This window comes from Clostridium sp. UBA3061, assembly GCF_002367465.1.
GTDB classification, from domain to species: domain Bacteria; phylum Bacillota; class Clostridia; order Clostridiales; family Clostridiaceae; genus Clostridium_J; species Clostridium_J sulfidigenes.
In genome coordinates, this window is the sequence record NZ_DFCF01000026.1 from 1 (window position 1) to 17,289 (window position 17,289).

Sequence of the window (17,289 nt, forward strand, 5' to 3'; positions counted from 1 at the left end):
CAAAAGAGAGCCTCTTAATTTTGATAATTTTAAAAAATATGCTGGAAAATATAATTATAAAGTTATAATTAATAGAAATGATAATGATCTTAATATTGACTAATATATTGATTTTATAATTTTAAAACCCTAGTCAATTTATGACTAGGGTTTTATACTATACTTATTATTTATACACCGGTATTTCAAATTGTGGTTTAACATTAGAATGCTTGTCCATTATTAATTTAATATTAGTTACTTGTTTATATGACCATACAATATCTGTAGCGTATTGATGCCATGGACTACTGTAATTGTGAACATTCCATCTCATTTCATATATAGTATCTTGAGCTGGTCTAGGGTTCTTTGCATTTTTATCTGAATGTATATAATTTTCAGCAATCCATTTAATACCACCTTTAATAGCTGCTTCTGGTGAAGTCCACCCATTTTTATAGGCTGATTCTGCTCCAGAGCTTACTGGTGAATTATCAAAGGCACAAATTCCAAAGAAATTATAAACCTTAACGGTAGTTCCATCTTCTTTTTTATAGTCTACTCCTTTTGCCAAGGTAGATGTACCATTTCCAGTCTCTAATAGTGCATGTGCCACTGCATAGGCTTGATTTACATTATTGGTTTTACAAGCATCGTAAAATGCTTGTCCCATACTAGATAATGTACCTTTACCCACTAATACATTATTTAGCGTACTTACACTTATATCTTGTATGAAGTTTAGTTTCATAAACATATATATACCATTTTTATCATTTTTATATCTGCTTGGTTCTAAATACTGTGCTATATCTGTTTTTCTTGCATCTCCAGAATATAAAGCTCTAAATATTGGTGGTTTCTTATTATATTGGATATTTGCAAAATTATCTACTGTAGTTCCTACTGAATAAGTAGACATTGTACCTAATGTGGATACATTATGGTTTGATGGCACTGTAGAAAATTCCTTTACTGCAGGTAATTCAATATATTTTCCTTCACTATCATATAAGCCAGATTTTACAATTATACTATAGGTAGTGCTTGTACTATATCCTCCAGAAGGCGGTGTTATTTTTATAGCCTTGTTAGTTGCATTGTAGCTTAAACCTACCTTTAATTCACCACCATTAGGTGAAAAAACTTTTACATAAGTACTAAGGTTATTTATTAAGTTTGTATGTAGTCTATTACTAAGCTTTATTGTCCAAGTTTTATTTGTTGGTATATTTATTTGATGGTTTAAATCCTGTATATTTACTGCTGCAAAGGCACTACCAGTTAATGCCAATGGTGTCATACACATTATAATTACTATTAAAATACTAGAAATCTTCTTTACTACTTTATTATTCATAGTTCCCCCCATATCCTCTAAAATTTTATTTATATAATATCTATTATATTGTATAATACTAATAACATTGATATTATGCTATAATTATACAATAAATTTAAAGTGAATGTAAGTAATTATATAATAACTAACATTCATTAAGTCTTATGCTAGGTGGTGATATAACTATATGGATAATAAAAACTTACTTAGACTTAATAAGTACATAAGCGAAAGTGGAATTTGTTCCAGAAGAGAAGCAGATAAGTTTATTGAATCTGGTAAAGTATATGTAAATGGTATCTTAGCTACCCTTGGAACAAGAGTTAGTCCTACTGATACTGTAGTAGTTGATGGAAAAACTATTAAACCTAAGTCAAATAAAGTATATATAGCCCTTAATAAACCTGTAGGGATTACTTGCACAACAGAAACTCATGTTAAGGGAAATATAATTGACTTTGTTGACTATCACGAGAGAATATTCCCTATAGGACGTCTCGATAAACCCTCTGAGGGATTAATATTTTTAACTAATGATGGAGATATGGTAAATAAAATATTACGTGCAGGAAATAATCATGAAAAAGAATATGTAGTTTCCGTTGATAAACCTATTACAAAAGAATTTATTAATTCAATGGAAAATGGAATTCCTATACTTGGTACTGTGACAAAGCAATGCAAAGTTAGAAAAATTGGCAAATGTACTTTTAATATAATTTTAACCCAAGGTCTAAATAGACAAATTAGAAGAATGTGCGAATACTTAGGATTCAAAGTAACTAGTCTTAAACGTATTAGAATTATGAATGTGTCCTTAAGTAATCTTCCTACGGGGAAATGGCGTTATCTAAGCTCTGAAGAAATGTCCACAATCATTAATCTTACTAAAGATTCAATAGGTACTATTTAAATTGAAACTCAAATATAAGTAAAAAAATAAAAAAGAAGAAGATATTTATTCTATCTCCTTCTTTTTTATTTTTTATTTTAATTAAAATTCACCTTTAAATAATTCTGCAAACTGTTTATGCGCAATTATTTCACTATTTTCTTTCACTTCTTTAAAAGTTATTTCAAAATCATCAGATACATCTGAATAAACTTCATATATTTTCTCTGCAGTATTATTATCTCCATAAGTAATTACATATGCAACTTGATCTTTTTTACCGTTTACATTTCTGTAATATTGATATATTTTTGCCTTTGATTTGTCTATTTTTTCATCAGTTAATACTTTATCAAGAGTAGTTTCTGCCTTTTTTACATATGCAGCTTCATCTTCATCAGTAAGTAATTTTAAAGTGTTTGCTTCATTATAATAATATTCTTTGTTAGCAAAACTATTTAATAGTGATTCAAAGCTTTCATAAGTAACCTCTGGTACTTCTGTGCTTTCTTTTTCTTTACTATCTTCAGTAGAAGCTTGCTCAGTAGTTTTAGCTGATGAATCCTCTGAAGTATTAGTTTTTGTTCCACATCCTACTAATGCTAAACCTATTGTTGCTGTTAATACTAATGCAATTATTCTTTTCATTTTAAATCCTCCATATTTCCAAATAAATTTAATACTTAGTAAATGATATACCAAATAGTATATAACCTTTTGTATACATTTACATAGTTGATACAAAATATTAAGAGTATTTCTACTCTTTATAAATCCATATAAAATTATATCATATTTTGTAATATTTTCAATACTAAATTTCTACATATTATTTTATTAACATACATTGTTAATAAAACTTTGTCGATGCTTCATAATATAATTTTATATACTGTTAAATTATCAACTTGTCCATATTATTAACATTATCCACAGGTATCCTGTTTATAACTTAGTGAATTCAATGTTAATACATAGATTTTCATCTTATAATTCTATAATTTCTCTTCTAGACTCCATATATACCTTATAAACACGTGAAATTTTATCAACATTATCCACACTAATGTGAATAACATGTTTATAACTTTTTAATTATACATCTTTACTCGGGAAATTAGATGTTACACACTTAAACTTTTTTATCTTTCTAATAGATACTAATGATTAAACTGTGTTAAACTTAAGTTGATATATTATTTATTATTTATTGGAGGTTTATATATGCGAATTGGTTTAGGATATGATGTACATAAGTTAATTCCTAATAGAGATTTAATTATTGGTGGAGTTAAAATACCACATACACTTGGGCTTTTAGGTCATTCAGATGCTGATGTTCTTATTCATGCAATTATGGATAGTTTATTAGGTGCTGCAGCACTTGGTGATATAGGAAAGCACTTTCCTGATACAGATGCTGAATTTAAAGGCATTTCTAGTATTAAACTTCTTAATGAAGTTAGAGAGTTATTAAGTAAAAATAATTATAAAATAGAAAACATAGATGCAACAATAATTGCACAGCGTCCTAAAATGTCTCCTTATATTACATCCATGAGAGAAAATATTAGTGAAGCATTAAGAATTTCTATAGATCAAATTAATGTAAAGGCTACTACTGAAGAAGGTCTTGGTTTTACTGGTATTGAAGAAGGAATTTCCTCTCAATCTATATGTTTAATAAGTAAAATATAAGATATATAAAAATACAAGTCCAAGGTTATTAAAATTCAACCTTGGACTTTTTAAAATGTTTATTACATATTCTCTATTATCTCTTCTAAATCTTTCTTAAATTCTTCTAATGGCTTATTCTCCTTAAAAGACTTCAACAATTTGGCTATTGACTCATATACATATTCGTCATCACTTATAGCTATGGTTTTGGCATTAGAATAGATGTCCTTAACTTTTTTTTCAACTTCCATTCGTAGTTCCGGAGATATATTATTGTAGTTATCCTTTAACTTTAATGCAACTAATACAGATTCATGGTTTATATAGGTTACTGATGATTGTATTTCTGGAATTTCTTCAATGTCTGCCATAATTCTCTCACAGGTGGATATAGCATTTCTAATTTCTACTTCTTTATCTATAGGCTCATCACTCATATCTTCAACAGTAGGACCGGCTCCCACAGTATCACTTTTTTTACTATTACTATTACATCCCATTAATACCACCGTTACTATAATTAATAATACTACAATAAATAATAATATATCATTTATTTTTCCTTTCATTTTATATCCTCCTATATATAATTATATTAATTTAGTTTCTATAATCTATAGAATTAATAATAAATAACTATATATAGTTTGGCTTATAAGCATAAGTATATTCCTATTCTAAATTATATCTCCACCTTTTACATCATATCTGAATTCTCAAATATATCTTTCGTAACAACAAAATTCCCATTGTTTTCAACTAAGTCAAATTCACTTATACTTGTTATTCTTTCCTCCCTTTCAACATGAAATACATATCCAACTCTTCCATGTTTCTTAAAGAATACTCTTGATGATTTTATAACTCTAAGAGGATTTTTATTTTTATCATATATAATACTAGGAACATCATTAATCATATTTACATTCTCCTTACACCAGTTGTTAATTAATGATATATAATATTATCCTATTATATAATTTATGACTATAATCATTAGTTATAACATAAAATTTATTTGCACCATCTCTTATAAAAAAATTCACCTCCCTATATAAAATCTATAAGTAAGGTGAACTTTATTACAACTTGGTTAATTATTCGATTATTTAATGTTTCTGCTACCCGGTTTTATATAAGGTATATCCTTTTTACATAGTGGGCATTCTTCCTTATCAAAGCTTTCTATTTCCAATTTACATGCACTATAAACCGGAAGAGTTAAAGCACAATTTTCAACTCTCCTATCGACTATACAACATACACCTACAACTTCTGCACCTAAACCTCTTAGTACTTCTACAACTTCCATAGTAGATTTTCCTGTTGTAACTACGTCTTCTGTAATTAAAACTCTTTGTCCTTGCTTAATTTCAAAGCCTCTTGTTAATGTCATTACACCGTCTTTTCTTTCAGTAAATATCCCTGGCTTTCCTAGTTGTCTTGCTAACTCATAAGCAACTATTATTCCTCCCATAGCAGGACCTACTAACATATCAACATCTAAATCTTTAACCTTGTTTGCAACTACTTCCAATACTTGAGCTGCCTTATCTGGATACTGTAGTAATTTTGCACATTGACAGTATCTATTACTATGTTTACCTGATGATAGCAAGAAATGCCCTTCTAATAATGCCTCACACTGAACTAATATATCTACAATTTTATTTTCCATAATATTTTCCTCCTATACTATTCCTCTAATTTCACTAATATCTTTAATATTTTCTTTTATTAAAAAGTCTTCTATTCCTTTTATAATTTCTAATGGTGCAAAGGGATTTATAAAATTAGCTGTACCTATTTGGATCCCTGTAGCTCCTGACATTATAAACTCTATAGCATCTTCCCAATTTGTAATACCGCCAAGGCCAACTACTGGAACCTTACATGCCTTACACACTTGATGAACCATTCTTAAAGCCATAGGCTTTACTGCTGGTCCCGAGAATCCTGCATAGATATTATCAAATACAGCCTTTCGTTTTTTGTAGTCTATAGACATTCCTTGAAAAGTATTTATTAATGATAGTGCATCAGCTCCCGCTTCTTCACAACTAAGCGCCATCTCTACTATATTTTCTGCATTAGGAGATAACTTCACCATCAATGGTTTTTTACATACCTTCTTCACTTCTTTTACTGCCTCATAGGCAACCTTTGATTTTATTCCTAGAGCCATACCACCATGTTTTACATTGGGGCATGAAATGTTAAGTTCTATGATGTCTACATCAACCTGGTTTAACTTCTCGATTATACTTATATATTCTTCTACTGTAGCTCCACCAACATTAGCTATTATATTAGTGTTATATTCTTTCATCTTTGGAAGTTCATCTTTTATAAAGTTTTCTACTCCTGGGTTTTGAAGCCCTACACTATTAAGCATTCCACCTGTTGTTTCTTTGATTCTTACACCATCATTACCTTGTCTTGGATTTAAGGTTAAGCCCTTACTACAAAATCCTCCAAGTTTTGCTATATCATAAAACTTACTATACTCTTCACCAAAGCCAAAAGTACCTGATGCTGTCATTATTGGATTCTTGAATTCCTTATTACAAATATTTACCTTAAGCATAATTTCTCCTTTAAAACTCTAAATCTAATCCATTAAATACAGGACCATCTTTACATGTTCTTTTATTTCCACTAACTGTTTTACATGTACAACCAAGACAAGCTCCTACTCCACAAGCCATCTTCTTTTCTTCTGATACATATATCTTTGTACCCACTTCCTTGCACATATCAATTACTCTATACATCATAATCTCTGGTCCACAGCATAAAACTAAGTCATAATCTTTAGGATTAAATAGTTCCGTTACATATCCTTTATGTCCAACACTACCATCTTCTGTAGACACCTTTACTGATAAATCTAACTCACTTATTTCTTCTAACCCATAAACTTCATCTCTAAAGCCAGCAAATATATGAACTTCTGAATCCTTTATGTTATCTACCAGGTATCTCATTGGAGCAACCCCAATTCCTCCTGATACTACTGCAACCTTGCCTTTTATCTCTTCTACGTCAAAGCCATTTCCTAATGGACCCATAACCTTAACCTCTTGTCCTTGTATAAGATTACTTAATAATTTTGTTCCTTCTCCAACTAGTTGATATAGGAATTCTATAGAATTTGATGTTATATTATGAATACTAATAGGTCTCCATAATATAGGTTCCTTTTCCCAGGATCTTAGCATATAAAACTGTCCCGGTTCTCCTTGAAACTTACCCTCTATAGATAATTTAAATATTCCTTTAGCAACTTCTTTGTTCTCTATTACTTTACAAACTTTGTATTCATAATTATCTTTTTTCATTCTAATCTCCTAATAATTTATTCTAATATAATGCCATACAATAAAGTTGTATGGCATGAACTGTAGTTATAATTTATTTTTTTAGATTTCCTATAGCTGTTAGAATTTCATTTTTCATTCTAATTGCCTCTTCTTTTGCATACTTAGCAAAGTTTTCTTCACCATCTAGTTTTCCTTTATATGCAAGCATTATACCCCTTGAAGAGTTAACAACTCCTCCATTTCCATCCTTAAGATAAAGGGCTACATCTTCTGCTTTTCCACCTTGAGCACCATATCCTGGTATTAAAAAGAATGTACTGTCTAAGGAATTTCTTATTTCTATACCTTCATCTACATGGGTACATCCTATAACCCCACCTATAGAACTATACCCACACTTACCTATATAATTTTTACCTAAATTATTTATAGTTTCCCCTACTACATTAAATACTTTTCTACCACACTTAGTTTCTATATATTGAATATCCTTGCTACCCTTGTTTGAAGTTCTTATCAGTACAAAAACTCCTTTTTCACTATTTTCAATATAAGGTAAGTATGGCTCTATACTATCTAATCCCATATATGGACTTAGCGTTATAAAATCAGCTTCAAATTCTCCTGCAAAATGTGCTTTAGCATACATTTCAGCCGTTTTAGCAATATCGCCTCTTTTTATATCTCCTATAGATATTGCTCCCTTTTCCCTTATATACTTTAATGTATTAGAATAAGCTCTTAATCCTTCCAATCCATATGCTTCATAATATGCTATTTGTGGTTTATAGCAAGCTACATGGTCTATAGTTTCATCTATTATAGCTTTATTAAATTCGAAAATTGCATCACCTATGTTTTCAAATTTCTTCATAAAACTTTCTGGTATATATGATATATCTGTATCTAGTCCCACACATACATGTCCTTTTTTTGCAATTATATCGAATAGTCTATCTATAATCATATGATCCTCCCTCACTTTTCTATTTTTTATAAACAACTTTACCACCTTTTATGGTAGTTATAACTTCTCCATATACTTTCATACCATTAAATGGAGTATTTTTACCTTTTGATAAAAATTCTTCCTTACGTATCTCATATTCTTTTTCTAAATCTAGTATTACTAAATCTCCATCATAACCTATATCTATTTGACCCTTATTAACTCCTAGTATTTCACTAGGTCTCTTACTCATGATTTCGCTTAGCTTACTTAAATCTATATGACCTGACCTTACAAGCTTTGTATAAGAAACTCCAAAGGCTGTTTCTATTCCTGATATTCCTGGAGCTCCTTTTTTCTTATCCTCTTCAGTATGAGGTGCATGATCTGTAGCAATGCTATCCACATATCCACCTTTTATAGCTTGGATTAAATATTCCATATCTTCCTTTTCTCTAAGAGGTGGATTTACTCTATACTCTACATCATTTGTTAAAGCTATATGATGGGGAGATACTTCACAAGTAACTTTATGACCTTTTTCCTTTGCTTTAATGATATATTCCATAGATTCTTTGGTACTTACATGGGAAAAGTGAACTTTACACCCTGCATGTTTTGCTAAAGTTATATTTCTCCAAGTCATAGTATTTTCTGCCAGTCTCATATCTATATCAGATAGATTATGATTCTCACAATGGCACATAACAGTTATATCCTTCTCTTTAGCCTTAATCATAGCATTTAACATAACTTCGCTGTGCATAACATCTTTTCCATCTTCTGATATTACTTTTATATCACCTTTTTTTAGCTTATCTAAATGGCTTATGTCATCTCCACTAAACTCATTAGTTATAGATATAACTTGATTAATATCTATAAGTCCTACTTCCTTACCCCTATTTATAACATAATTAACTGTATCCATAGTGCTACATACTGGATTTGTATTTGCCATAAGGTTTACCATTACATATCCACCTTTAACTGCAGCATGAGAACCTGATTGTATATCTTCCTTATGTGTAAGTCCCGGATCCCTAAAATGCACATGTAAATCTACAAAGCCAGGCATTACTATCTTTCCTGTTGCATCTATAGTTTTACAATCCTTTATGAGATTTCTTCCTAGCTCACAAATTACTCCGTCCTTTATATAGACATCTCCAACAAAAGTTCCACTCCAGTCAACTACTGTACCATTCTTTATGCAAATTTCCATAAGTATTCTCCAATCCTATCTATTAATATAATGAAGTTACCTTTTGTAAATCATCACAGTAATGACATCTATATTCTTTTGTTTCTTCATCTACTAAGTAATGTATATGCTTTATGTTAGGTTCTATAGATGTAACGCATCTAGGGTTCTTACATTTAATAACATTTTCAACCTTTTCAGGAAGTGTAAGCTTAATTTTTTCCTTAATTTCTTCATTTTCTATTATATCTATAGTTATATTTGGATCTATTACTCCTAATATTTCAAAATCAATATCTATTCTAGTTTCTATTTTTATTATATCTTTTTTCCCACACTTATCACTATTAGCATTCATTATAAGAGCTACAGTGAAATCAGCTTTATCTAAGTTTAAGAAGTTAAATATTTTTATTCCTTCTCCAGCTTTTATATGATCAATTACTAATCCGTTTTTTATACTATTTATAGTTAACATATTACTTCCTCCTTATATACCTTAGTAAATTCCTAATAGTTTTAGTATTAATGCCATTCTCACATACATTCCATACTTAGCTTGCTTAAAGTACACAGCTCTATTATCACTATCTACTTCATATGCTATCTCATTTACTCTTGGTAATGGGTGAAGTACTATCATATCTTCTTTCGCAAGATTCATTTTCTCATTATCTAATATATAAGTATCCTTAAGTTTTATATAGTCCTCTTCATTAAAAAATCTTTCTCTTTGTACCCTTGTCATATATAAAATGTCTATTTCCTTCATAGCTTCTTCCATAGTTCTAACTTGCTTAAACTCTATATTTTTCTTTTTAAGGACTTCTTTCTTTATATACTCTGGTATTTCTAATTCTTCAGGTGAAATTAGTACGAACTTGTTGTTTTCATATCTACTTAAAGCTTTTATTAACGAATGTACTGTTCTTCCAAATTTTAAATCTCCACAACAACCTATTGTTAAATTATTTAGTCTTCCCTTTAGAGTTCTTATGGTTAGTAAATCAGTTAAGGTTTGAGTTGGATGTTGGTGTCCACCATCCCCTGCATTTACTACGGGAATATCACTATATTGTGCTGCAACCTGTGGTGCTCCTTCTTTAGGATGTCTCATTACAGCAATGTCTGCATAGCATGCAACAGTTCTTATGGTATCTGCAATACTTTCTCCCTTAGCTACTGAACTAGCATTGGGTTCTGAAAATCCGATTATGCTTCCTCCTAATCTATTCATAGCAGCTTCAAAACTAAATCTGGTTCTAGTACTTGGCTCATAAAATAATGTAGTAAGCAAGTACCCATCACAAGCATGTATAAATTTTCTTGGATCTTTTATTATTTCATCTGCTAGGTCAAATATTTCGTCTAATTCTTCTAAAGTAAGGTCCATTGGTTCGATTAAATTTCTTCCTTTTAACATATAAAACACTCCTTTTTAGCCTCTCTGGGATAATTTAAAGGTATTAAGATTTACTTATAAAATTCAATAAAAAAAAGCTTTCCTCAACAAGGAAAGCTATAAATATCTGTAAATACAACTTTGTATATGAATATATTATTGTAAATTTTATCATATTACAAATGTATTCATACCAAAATATTATCTTCCCTTGCCGGCATCTCTGTACCGTTTTTAAAAGGATTCTTTATTAAATTTTTACTATTTTTATTTTACTTTAAATAAACTGTAATGTCAATATAGTTTATCATAATACTAAATTTTTTAATTTAGCTTATTTATGTGATTAAATCACATATCTTTCTATATAAATATTGTATTATAAATTATATAAACAGTATAATTTTTACCCTAGTTTATCTTAAGAAGTAAATACCAAGCTTATCAAATATTTATCAGCATAAATGTAAAACCACATGGTATACTAAATAAAAGCAAATTAAAAGGAGGATATTAAAATGAAAATAACTTTTGATAACGAAACTAAAGATGCACTTTTAGAAAATTTAAGCAAACAAGGCAAATCTGTTGTTAGACTAGCTATTGCAGGTTTTGGTTGAGGTGGCCCTAACCTAAGCGTTGTTCTGGATGAACAAAAATCAAATGATAATGTAGAAACTGTTAATGGAATAACTTTTGCAGTTGATAAAGATGAAGAATATATTTTTGAAGATTGTATTGTTTCTTACAAAAAAACATTCTTTGGAAAAACTTTTAGAGTAATATCTAAAGCTATAGGTGAAAGTTCTTGTAGCTAAAATATAAAAAATAATGCACTCTTTAAAATGAAGAGTGCATTATTTTTTTAATATGTTAATCCCAATGACTAAAAACTTTATTTATTTGAAGTACTTACTTATTTCCTCTATTGAACTATTTAACACTGCTGCTATATTTTCTAATTCCTTAGAATTATTTAGATTTTCATGAGATATGGTTGAAGTTTCTTCCGAACTTGCCATGGTTTCTTGGGCTATACCCGATAGATTTGTAATGTTATCATGAATTTTTTCACTGCTATCTAAAATTGTAGATACCTTAGAAACCACACCTATCATTTCCTCTTTTACTGTAGATACATTTTTCTGAATAGTTGAAAATGCTTTATTTGTATCTTTAACCAATTGTTGTTGTTCATCATTAGCATGAACTAATTCTTCTACCTCTAAAACTGATACATTAGTATCTTCTTCTAGAGACTTCAGTATATTTCCTATCTCTAGTGAGTTATTTTTACTCTCAGCTGCTAATTTCTTTATTTCATCTGCTACCACTGCAAATCCTTTTCCACTTTCACCAACCCTAGCTGCTTCAATTGCGGCATTTAGTGCTAGAAGATTAGTTTGCTCTGAAATAGATGATATAACATTAGTTATTTCCGCAATATTAGATGATTTTTCAGCTAGTTCCTTCATAATGTCACTAACCTTTTTATTTTTGCTCATAATATATTCACTTTTTTTAGATAATTCATGAACAATTTTTATTCCATTGTCTATTACCTCATCAGCTTCCTCAGAGGATTGTTTAACAACAGTAGTTACCTTTTCAGTCTCTGTTATTTCATACTTTATATTATTTACTAAATTAGTCTGACTCTCAATTTCTTTGCTAGTATTAGTTGCCCCTATTGCTATTTCATCTATAGATGAATTTACAATTTCTGTACTTTGACCTATTAAAGAAACAATTCCTCTAAGCTCATTAGATTTTTCTTTAACTACATTATATACATTGGATAAATCTATTAACATCTTTTGTTGTATCTTACTATTTTCATTTAATTCTTCTACATTTTTATTTATATCTTTATTCATTTTAGAAATAAATTGTGTAACTATTACAAGCGTTGGTAAAAACATTATAGTAGTACCTAAAATCCCACTTAATTCAGCACTATTTCCTAACTTTACCTGCATATATGCATATATTAGTATAGATATTAAATTTATTCCACCAACAGTAGTTATTAATTTTAAATCCAAGTATAAAACTAAACTTAGTATAAATGGAAATCCAGCTGCAAAAGCAGATGCACAGGATGATGTGAGTAATATATATGTATCTACTAATAAAAATCCTGTAGCCAAAACCCATCTCATTATGTTATTTGATGAGTTTTTCATATATAAGAATATGGCTATAACATAGGCTATACCTGCTACTAATATATTATATATTGCAAATCCAATCCTTCTATCTCCCCTATAAACTTGTAGAACTGAACCTGCTACTGTAACAAACATAATGCTCAAAAATACAATTAACATTAATTTATTTACTTTAGTAATATAATTGTTATAGTTATCTTTATATTCATTTTTCCCCATAGTAATCCCCCCATATTTTTACTTGATTGAATTATCGTACCATTGTATATACATCTTAATATATATTTTGAAAATAAAACCATAAAACAAACTACCTAAGTAATTCGCTTTATGGTTTTATATAAATAATTTAGTTTCTATCTTTTTTTCATAATCCGACCATGTATCATGTATTGTTTTATCTTTTACCTTTGATACCTTATTCATAGTAGCATCAAGATAATCTGCATAATGCACTATAAAAGCCTCTTCTGTATTTGGTCCTTTAGGAGATCCATACTCCGGTTTTCCATGATGTTGAACAATGCATCCTTTAATTCGATTTTTAAAGTCCTCACTATAAAATCCAGGATTATTTTTAAATGCTTCTTCTATCATAGTTATACCTATAACTATATGACCTTCCATTTCACCTCTAATGGTTGTTTTAAACCTTCCAATTGACGAATATTCATATATCTTTCCAATATCATGAAGTTTTGCTGCTAATATAGCAATTTCCTTATATCTACAATTATACCTATATGCAAGTTTCTTTGCCCAATAGGTTACATTAAGAGTGTGTTCTGCAAGCCCACCTATATATGTATGGTGTTCTAACCCTCCAATTCCTTGAGAAAAAATATTTATAAAACTCTTATTACCAAAAAAATATTTATCTAAAGACATAACCTCTTCACATTTAAATTGTTGAGTTGTCATTTCTTCTAATTCATCTAATATAAATTTTACATCTCTTTTTACACAGTTCATAAAATCATTTAAATTATANNATTATAACTAGATTTTGATAAATCTATCTTCACTATACTATTGTCTTTTATACTAACATTTACTACATCACCTATATTTAATAATTTGTTGTAATTATTTTCAACTTTAAGCCTTAATTCGCCTGTAATATCTCCTATGGTATATATTATCTCATCTTTATATATTTTTTTATCTTTAATCATAAGTAACAATTCTACTAAATCCTTATTAGTACTATTAGCTACTTGAATCAAATATATTGATTTCATAACCTCATCTCCTTATAAAGTCATCTATTATGTATCTTTTCATAAGAAGATATTTTTATTCTTTGATCCATATAATATTTTACTTATATTTATCTCCAAATTCTTCAACTAATGTAGTAACCAGTTTTTTTATATTACTTGCATGAGCTACTAAAATCATAACTAATAAGAATATTAATATTCTTTCTTTATCTTCATTATTAAACTCATACTTTTCCAAGTGTCTTCTAATTATTTCTTCTAAATCCTTCTCTTCTCCACTAAAAAATAATTCTATATTCTTTTGCTGTAAATCACTAAATAATTTAAAGGTATCTTCCCATGAAAGAATATCATCCTCCCTATTATTTATATCATTAAAAGCTAATCTAAATACACTTTTTATTTCATCTGTTGTCAAAATCGGCCTCATATATCCTAATAAAACCAATTGAGCTAAATGCAGTTTAGTATATCCTCTTTTTTTACCATCTTCTGGCTTAGAAATAACTTCGCTCTTTATATAATTTTGAAGTATGCTATTAGTAAATTTATCGTGCTTAAACTTATCGTTAAGATAATCTTTAACTTGTGATAAGAATAAATCATACTGTGGTAATTCATCATACTGTATTATACTTTTTTCAGTATTCTCACCTATCATCTCCGAAAATTTAGATACCACCTCTTGAAAAATAGTCCCATTATCTCTATCTCTATCTCTATCATTCATTTTCATCCCTCACTTTAATAACCTTTTTAATATTTAACATATTCTTGCCTTAATACTAGTTAAATATATGATAATGTAAATTTTTGTACACTACTTCATATTAATTATAAAAGATAATGTCTATATTTACAAATATCTTATAAAATAAAAGTCGAATTATTTATTCATGGATTATGAAATTAATATAAATTATTCATTCAAATATAAGCACATATCAATATTATTAACAATAATCACATTTTACTAACATATTATTATAAATAATATCAACATCAGCTGTTGATTAATATATACATGATAATTCCTATAATTCCATTAACTTTAGAAATTTTTATATATTATCCACATTATCCACAGATGGGTTGTGCATAATATTTTTTATTTTCTGTCTAGAACACTGAATAATATGACTGTACCTCCTTCAAATTTTGATATTTTTTGTAGAATCAATTCGCAAACTAAATAAAATAGTATTGAAAATGAGCATCTTTATGTTAAAATATTAAATTATAAGTTAAATTATTCATCTTTTCCTTATTATGTGATTAATACTACTATAATAGATTATATATTAATGGCATATACTGTAATAAATTTATTTTTTTTATCATTTTTTATTGACTTATGATTTTTCTTGTATTATAGTTATTATATGGTATTAAATATAATATCTGCTAACTAAATTTTATTTGATTACATAATCAAAAATATAGGAGGAATTTATTATGAAATCAACTGGTGTTGTAAGAAAAGTAGACGAGTTAGGGAGAATAGTTATCCCAGTAGAGTTGAGAAGGACTTTAGATATTGACGTTAAGGACGCTCTTGAAATATACGTAGATGGTGAGCAAGTTATATTAAAGAAATATGAACCTGCATGCATCTTCTGTGGAGATGCTCGTGATGTGGTTAACTATAAATCTAAAAACATCTGTCAAAAATGTCTAAATGAATTAAAGAATCAACAATAAACAATAAAAACGTTACTTATTTCTAAGTAACGTTTTTATTATTTATATCGTATATACTATATAAATCTATTTACCCAACCTAAAATAAAAGACCAGCAATTAAATTACTGATCTTATCTTAAGAAATTAATATCTTCTTGCCCCTATATAATCGTGTCTACTCATAGGCGATATCTTTACAACCTCATTATCTTGAGGAGCATGAAGGTAAGAATTATTACCTACATATATACCAACATGGTACGCATATCCACCTGAACCAAAGAATACCAAATCTCCTGGTTGAGGATTAGAAACTGGCGTTCCTTTATTCATTTGATCCTGTGCTACTCTAGGAAGATTTATTCCATTGGCAGCATATACATATCTAGTTAAGCCTGAACAATCAAAAGTATTAGGACCATTTCCACCCCATTGGTATGGAACTCCTAAAAATTTATATGCATAGCCAACTATAGAGCTTCCTGAAGCATTTGGAGGTGCTATCACATTTGAATCACCACTGCCTCCCCTACTAGGTCTATTAGAACTAGTACTACCATTACTAACATACTGCGTTATTTGTCTCTTAGTCTCTTCTAATTGAGCTTCATTTTCCTTCACAGCTGCGTCAAATAAGTCTCTATTAGCTTCTGCTTTAGCTAAAGCCTTTTTATGTTCTGCTCTTTTTTCTTCTAATTGAGCTAATTTTTTATTGTTTTCTTCTTGTAATGCATCTAGCTTTACTTTTTCATCTTGAACTACTTTTTTCTCTTTTTCAATAGTTTCTATTTTTTCATTTAAACTACTAACAATTTCTTTATCAGAGCCTATCATTATATTTATGTTATTTAATCTACACATGAAATCTGATATACTCTTTGAGTTTAAAAGCGCCTCAACATAACTATCCATACCATTAATGTACATCGCTCTCATTCTCTCACTAAACATTTCATTTTGTTCTTTTATATCACTTTCAGTAGCTTGTACCCTCTTGTTGCTCTCTTCAATTTTGCCTTCTGCTTCAAGAATTTCAGCATTCAACTCTTCTATACCTATAGATATATCTTCCATCTGAGAATTTACTGACTGTATTGAAGCTTCTATCTCATCGACTTGCTCTTGAGCACTTTTATAGTTGTTTTTGTTTTCTTCCAACTTTTGCTCATATGTTGATCTATCACTATTTGGATCTGCAAATGCACTAGTTCCAACACAAGAAATAGCCAATGCTAAAGCAAGTACTAATGATATACTCTTCTTATTCAAAAAAATTCCCTCCCCCTCATTTATAAATCTCATTTACCATTATAACACTATAATGATTGTTATCTCAAGTAATTTAGAAAAAAAATGAGACAACCATCTATTTTTTAATAGATATACAGTAAATATATTCAATATAAATTATCATATTCCTTCTAATTTTAAAAACTTT

General features: G+C 28.8%; 18 protein-coding genes. 3 read left to right on the forward strand and 15 right to left on the reverse strand.

All coding sequences use genetic code 11. The features are described from left to right. Nucleotides 1–166: 166 nt before the first annotated feature. On the reverse strand, nt 167–1,342 hold the full coding sequence (locus B2P65_RS17020) for an N-acetylglucosaminidase (RefSeq protein ID WP_346846934.1): 1,176 nt from the start codon (nt 1,340–1,342) through the stop codon (nt 167–169). A gap of 169 nt (nt 1,343–1,511) precedes the next feature. Here B2P65_RS17020 and rluF point away from each other — a divergent pair, with 169 nt between their 5' ends. Next, a complete protein-coding gene (gene rluF, locus B2P65_RS17025; RefSeq protein ID WP_346846933.1) occupies nt 1,512–2,237 on the forward strand; it encodes a 23S rRNA pseudouridine(2604) synthase RluF in 726 nt (241 codons plus the stop codon). Nucleotides 2,238–2,318: 81 nt separating this feature from the next. Here the strand turns inward: rluF and B2P65_RS17030 are convergent, their stop codons facing one another. Further along, a complete protein-coding gene (locus tag B2P65_RS17030) occupies nt 2,319–2,864 on the reverse strand; it encodes a hypothetical protein (RefSeq protein WP_346880620.1) in 546 nt (181 codons plus the stop codon). Nucleotides 2,865–3,440: 576 nt separating this feature from the next. Here B2P65_RS17030 and ispF point away from each other — a divergent pair. Then, nucleotides 3,441–3,914, forward strand: coding sequence for a 2-C-methyl-D-erythritol 2,4-cyclodiphosphate synthase (gene ispF, locus B2P65_RS17035; protein WP_346846931.1), 474 nt, complete (start codon nt 3,441–3,443; stop codon nt 3,912–3,914). Nucleotides 3,915–3,976: 62 nt separating this feature from the next. Here the strand turns inward: ispF and B2P65_RS17040 are convergent, their stop codons facing one another. The 12 genes from B2P65_RS17040 to B2P65_RS17095 all read right to left on the reverse strand — a co-directional run bounded on the left by B2P65_RS17040 (nt 3,977) and on the right by B2P65_RS17095 (nt 14,829). Further along, the gene (locus B2P65_RS17040) at nt 3,977–4,465 is read right to left on the reverse strand and encodes a YhcN/YlaJ family sporulation lipoprotein (RefSeq protein WP_346846930.1); all 489 of its coding nucleotides are present in this window, start codon (nt 4,463–4,465) and stop codon (nt 3,977–3,979) included. Nucleotides 4,466–4,593: 128 nt separating this feature from the next. Continuing rightward, a complete protein-coding gene (locus B2P65_RS17045; RefSeq protein WP_346846929.1) occupies nt 4,594–4,815 on the reverse strand; it encodes a hypothetical protein in 222 nt (73 codons plus the stop codon). Nucleotides 4,816–5,001: 186 nt separating this feature from the next. Beyond that, nucleotides 5,002–5,574 (reverse strand): orotate phosphoribosyltransferase, encoded by a 573-nt coding sequence (pyrE, locus tag B2P65_RS17050; RefSeq protein ID WP_035130817.1) that lies wholly within the window; start codon nt 5,572–5,574, stop codon nt 5,002–5,004. Nucleotides 5,575–5,586: 12 nt separating this feature from the next. Beyond that, nucleotides 5,587–6,483, reverse strand: coding sequence for a dihydroorotate dehydrogenase (locus B2P65_RS17055; RefSeq protein ID WP_346846928.1), 897 nt, complete (start codon nt 6,481–6,483; stop codon nt 5,587–5,589). A gap of 10 nt (nt 6,484–6,493) precedes the next feature. After that, the gene (locus B2P65_RS17060; RefSeq protein ID WP_346846927.1) at nt 6,494–7,237 is read right to left on the reverse strand and encodes a dihydroorotate dehydrogenase electron transfer subunit; all 744 of its coding nucleotides are present in this window, start codon (nt 7,235–7,237) and stop codon (nt 6,494–6,496) included. A 73-nt stretch (nt 7,238–7,310) separates the two neighbouring features. Then, complete coding sequence (pyrF, locus tag B2P65_RS17065; protein WP_346877491.1) at nt 7,311–8,186, reverse strand: orotidine-5'-phosphate decarboxylase; 876 nt, start codon at nt 8,184–8,186, stop codon at nt 7,311–7,313. 19 nt (nt 8,187–8,205) lie between these two features. Continuing rightward, nucleotides 8,206–9,393 carry a dihydroorotase gene (locus B2P65_RS17070; RefSeq protein ID WP_346880621.1) on the reverse strand — a complete coding sequence of 396 codons (1,188 nt, stop codon included), beginning with the start codon at nt 9,391–9,393 and terminating at the stop codon, nt 8,206–8,208. Nucleotides 9,394–9,415: 22 nt separating this feature from the next. Then, complete coding sequence (locus B2P65_RS17075) at nt 9,416–9,850, reverse strand: aspartate carbamoyltransferase regulatory subunit (protein ID WP_150846193.1); 435 nt, start codon at nt 9,848–9,850, stop codon at nt 9,416–9,418. 21 nt (nt 9,851–9,871) lie between these two features. Continuing rightward, nucleotides 9,872–10,795 (reverse strand): aspartate carbamoyltransferase, encoded by a 924-nt coding sequence (gene pyrB, locus B2P65_RS17080; protein WP_346880622.1) that lies wholly within the window; start codon nt 10,793–10,795, stop codon nt 9,872–9,874. Between the two features lie 878 nt (nt 10,796–11,673). Continuing rightward, complete coding sequence (locus B2P65_RS17085) at nt 11,674–13,164, reverse strand: methyl-accepting chemotaxis protein (protein WP_346880623.1); 1,491 nt, start codon at nt 13,162–13,164, stop codon at nt 11,674–11,676. A gap of 117 nt (nt 13,165–13,281) precedes the next feature. Beyond that, nucleotides 13,282–13,917 carry an HD domain-containing protein gene (locus tag B2P65_RS17090; protein ID WP_346880624.1) on the reverse strand — a complete coding sequence of 212 codons (636 nt, stop codon included), beginning with the start codon at nt 13,915–13,917 and terminating at the stop codon, nt 13,282–13,284. A 348-nt stretch (nt 13,918–14,265) separates the two neighbouring features. Beyond that, entirely contained in the window at nt 14,266–14,829 is a 564-nt protein-coding gene (locus B2P65_RS17095; RefSeq protein WP_414632299.1) for a DUF1836 domain-containing protein, read from the reverse strand. Between the two features lie 794 nt (nt 14,830–15,623). On the opposite strand from B2P65_RS17095, the gene B2P65_RS17100 reads away from it, so the two are divergent. Continuing rightward, nucleotides 15,624–15,869, forward strand: a complete 246-nt coding sequence (locus tag B2P65_RS17100; protein WP_035130802.1) for an AbrB/MazE/SpoVT family DNA-binding domain-containing protein — start codon at nt 15,624–15,626, stop codon at nt 15,867–15,869. Between the two features lie 126 nt (nt 15,870–15,995). Here the strand turns inward: B2P65_RS17100 and B2P65_RS17105 are convergent, their stop codons facing one another. After that, a complete protein-coding gene (locus B2P65_RS17105; protein WP_346846921.1) occupies nt 15,996–17,120 on the reverse strand; it encodes a C40 family peptidase in 1,125 nt (374 codons plus the stop codon). Nucleotides 17,121–17,289 lie beyond the last annotated feature (169 nt).